The following is a 2,690-nucleotide window of genomic DNA, read 5'->3' as shown; positions in this document are numbered from 1 at the left end:
TCAGCGCAACCTTGCCCTCCGGGGTGAAGTATGTTTTTCGCCCTTTCTTCGCTCTCATGCTCTTGCTTATCAGTCCAAAGTTCTCTGCCATCTCACCAAGCGGCAGCCTATTCCTGATTTTTCCCAGCTCGCTAGTCGCGAATGTCTGCCTATACAATTCATAAAAATCAAACTCCGTGAAAGGGAGATCTGGTGATATTCCAGAGAAATTTTGTACCTTAGCCATGCAGATTAATTTTTGCGATACCTCCAAATTCGGCTTTTCCAGGGCGATTGGGGGTATTCTTTTTATCTTTAGTTAAGATACAAATTTTATATTACATTAGCAATCAATTCGTTATAAAGTTTTAATCTTTTTTACGACACTCCCTAATTACTCTGATGTCTGTCATTGTCGCTTTTACATTTGCCATAGCCCTGTGGTATTACCTTTACCACAAAGTTACCTCGTCAAACCGTTTGCGACCATTCCGAAGAGTCTGCCCCGACCATGCCGGCACTGGTTAACGGGGGGGGGGACATTTCAAAGTGATACAGGCGGTACATTTCATTCTGATATACCGGTACATTTGAAAGTGATATGGGCGGTACATTTAAAGTGCTGCAATCACATCGGAGGTCCGCCTTGCCAGGCGTATTCCACTGTCGGCAAACGGAATGCAGAAGATCCACGCGGCAAGCTTTTCCAGGGCGGTTGGGGGTATTCTTTTTATCTTTAGCCAAGATACAAATTTTATATTACATTGGCAATCAATTCTTTATAAAGTTTTAATCTTTTTTACGACAGTCCCTATTATAATCCTCTGAAAGGGTGTTCATAGAATCTAGCAATTTATATGCATATACAAACGGACCGACAATTTTAAGCACCCCCAAAAAATACCAGCCCCAGAATGTCCCTGCAGTCACAGTTACCAGGTGGTTTCTCCATGCCTGCTCCTCGCCTATTCTGACAGAGAGTCTATGATACCATACTAAAGGTACGATCCCGAAAGTAAGCCAGGAAAAGAGAAATAAAACCAAACAGAAATTCATCGTATGCTTTACCGTCATACTTTGAGGCTATCGTATTGATGTCATTAGAAATCTTAGTCATGATTATTATGTCATAGATTCAGAATAAAGGTTTTTGCTTAGTTCGCAAAGCTGCTCATAGAGCATTGCTATTTTGTCTTTGTCAATTTTTCCGATGTAGTCTTGATATTGTGTTGTTAATATAGGTTCATAAGACTGTCCGAAGTGTTTATAAGCTGTATCTCGCTGTTTTCTTCATTTACCAATATCTGGCATAACGCATACTTAGTAGAATCTTTTGTATCTATTTGATATATGACATTATAGACATCGGAGCCGGCCCTGCTCTCTATCCATTCGGAATCCAGGACAGATACCGAACCCATCACGAAATCATAGAAATCACTATATCTGCCGCAGAGCCCCAAAAGATCATCGGCCAAAGTCTTAAGATTGTTCTCATTCCTGAACAACCAGTCGACATTATAATATATATCAATCCAATTTTTTCCTTTTTCTTCGTAAAATTTTGTAGGAGCCCCTGGAGGACCCATATAAAAATATGCATTATCGGACTTTCTTTGAACTAAGCTATATATTGTATATTCATGCCCCAAAATAAATTCTTGTATTACGTCCATGATTATATCATTATCTGCCTTATATATACCATTCTTTATATTATTCTCATATTTATCGTTGACAGCAGAAGATAATACCTTATAAATGGATTCTGCCAAGTCATTTAAATCCGATGTAAATTTACTGGGAGAACCATTGAGATAAGACATTTCTACCTCGCCATGTTCATAAAACAATGAACTTATATCTCCTTTGTTGGCATATTCCTTTTTGAACTCCTCCTGCAGATTATAAGAGCAAGTATTCATCGCTACCCAGCCTTTCCATGATTCGAAGACTTCATCATTTGAACCGCAGCTGTAGAATATGCCCGCGAAAGTCATGCAAATTAAGAGTTTTTTTATTGTTTTCATAATTTTTAATTATTTAGTAAGTAATACTTTAATAAGTTTTATGATAGATTCGGACGTTATGGAATTAAGGTCTGAGTGTAAGCTGTCCTGAATAGATGATAGCGGGGATATCCATATCAGCTCATAGCCATAGTCTTGTGCTCTGCTTTCCACGATTTTGACAGTACCTCCTTTAGTCCTTGAAGCACAAATGATAATTTCACATTCTTCTTTAATGAGTATGTCAATCCATTCTGTTTGCTTGGAATACGGATCACCCTGGCTTTCTATCCCTATTTTATGATTATCAAGATATACTATATCACAAATGTCATCAGAAGATATATCTAAAGGTGGATTGGAACCATTCTTTAAATTCTGCCAAATGGTTTTGATTGCGGAGGTCTTGCCGATTTCAGAAAGCCCCCAGAAACAAATTATTGTTTTCATGATATAATGGTATTTAGAAGCTGTTTAAATTTATTTATAATTAATTGTAAATCAGTAGGTTAATTGGAATATTTTCGTAACTTTAAGGTTATCAAGACATTAATGTTATGCACAAATACCCAACCAACCTGATTGATAAACAATGGCAAGTTATAAAAAATATGTTAGACCCCAAAGAAAGATTCAGAAAATATTCACTGCGCTCTGTTTTTGACGGCATCCTGTACATCGTGAAGACCGGCGTGCAGTGGA

The 2,690-nt window shown here is 37.7% G+C and carries 3 protein-coding genes and 1 pseudogene; 1 reads left to right on the top strand and 3 read right to left on the bottom strand.

Annotated elements, in window-relative coordinates; genetic code table 11:
* The 3 genes and pseudogenes from B5F83_RS10430 to B5F83_RS10415 form a co-directional block, all read right to left on the bottom strand.
* A pseudogene (locus tag B5F83_RS10430) lies at positions 1 to 226 on the bottom strand (DDE transposase); the annotation flags it as partial.
* Positions 227 to 1,211: 985 nt separating this feature from the next.
* The gene (locus B5F83_RS10420) at positions 1,212 to 2,009 is read right to left on the bottom strand and encodes a hypothetical protein (protein ID WP_087280566.1); all 798 of its coding nucleotides are present in this window, start codon (positions 2,007 to 2,009) and stop codon (positions 1,212 to 1,214) included.
* 9 nt (positions 2,010 to 2,018) lie between these two features.
* A complete protein-coding gene (locus B5F83_RS10415; protein WP_087280569.1) occupies positions 2,019 to 2,438 on the bottom strand; it encodes a hypothetical protein in 420 nt (139 codons plus the stop codon).
* Between the two features lie 107 nt (positions 2,439 to 2,545).
* Between B5F83_RS10415 and B5F83_RS10870 the strand changes: the two genes are divergently transcribed.
* Positions 2,546 to 2,690 (top strand): transposase (locus tag B5F83_RS10870; RefSeq protein ID WP_143822541.1); only part of this gene is annotated, 145 nt, incomplete at its 3' end.

Origin of the sequence: Muribaculum sp. An289 (genome assembly GCF_002159555.1) — a bacterium.
GTDB lineage: Bacteria > Bacteroidota > Bacteroidia > Bacteroidales > UBA932 > Merdivivens > Merdivivens faecigallinarum.
This window is presented reverse-complemented; position numbering and strand designations above follow the sequence as displayed.

Excerpts from the sequence above, each read along its gene's own strand:
- B5F83_RS10420 (WP_087280566.1), bottom strand. The coding sequence starts at position 2,009 with ATGAAAACAATAAAAAAACTCTTAATTTGCATGACTTTCGCGGGCATA.
- B5F83_RS10415 (WP_087280569.1), bottom strand. The coding sequence starts at position 2,438 with ATGAAAACAATAATTTGTTTCTGGGGGCTTTCTGAAATCGGCAAGACC.